This window comes from Serratia sp. H1w (genome assembly GCF_000633355.1).
In the GTDB taxonomy this organism is placed as follows: domain Bacteria; phylum Pseudomonadota; class Gammaproteobacteria; order Enterobacterales; family Enterobacteriaceae; genus Chania.
Genome location: NZ_AYMQ01000044.1, coordinates 1 through 745, shown reverse-complemented (window position 1 = coordinate 745; position 745 = coordinate 1). Strand labels below are relative to the sequence as shown.

The window sequence follows — 745 nt, the reverse complement described above, 5'->3', positions numbered from 1 at the left end:
TCATGGAGGCCTGGAACGCCAGCGGCGGCTCTGCCGGCGCCCGAAGTATAGCGACTATCGTCTCCAGGGACTCTGGCTTCAAAATGGGGCGCTGGCTGGCCGGCAAACTGATGAAAGAGCTGGATATCGCCAGTTGCCAGGTACCGGCACACAAATACAAACGCGGCGGAAACGAACACGTTGAAATACCGAACCATCTCGACCGCCAGTTCGCGGTTACCGCACCGGACCAGGTCTGGTGCGGTGATGTGACCTATATCTGGACGGGCAAATGCTGGGCTTACCTGGCGTTGGTGCTGGACTTGTTCGCCCGCAAACCTGTGGGCTGGGCCATGTCGACGTCGCCGGGTTCGGCACTGACGGTCAAGGCGTTGCAGATGGCCTGGGAGCTACGCGGTCGACCAACCGGCGTGATGTTCCACAGCGACCAGGGCAGCCACTATACCAGCCGTAAATATCGGCAGGCACTGTGGCGCTGTCGGATAAAGCAGAGTATGAGTCGGCGGGGTAACTGCTGGGATAACGCCCCGATGGAGCGGTTCTTCAGAAGCCTGAAGACCGAATGGGTGCCGACGAAGGGCTACAACAGCTTCAGCGAGGCCCAAAGCGCGACAATCCGCTACATCGCGGGGTATTACAGCGCCGTACGGCCTCACGGGTACAACGGCGGCTTAACGCCAAACGAATCTGAGCGACTGTACTACTTACAGTCTAATGCGGTGGCCAGTATTAGTTGACCACTACA

General features: G+C 59.1%; 1 protein-coding gene. It reads left to right on the top strand.

The annotated features are described in order from the left end of the window. Positions 1–737: IS3 family transposase (locus tag U869_RS0108630; protein ID WP_025123045.1), on the top strand; the 737-nt coding region annotated here is incomplete at its 5' end. Between the last annotated feature and the right edge of the window lie 8 nt (positions 738–745).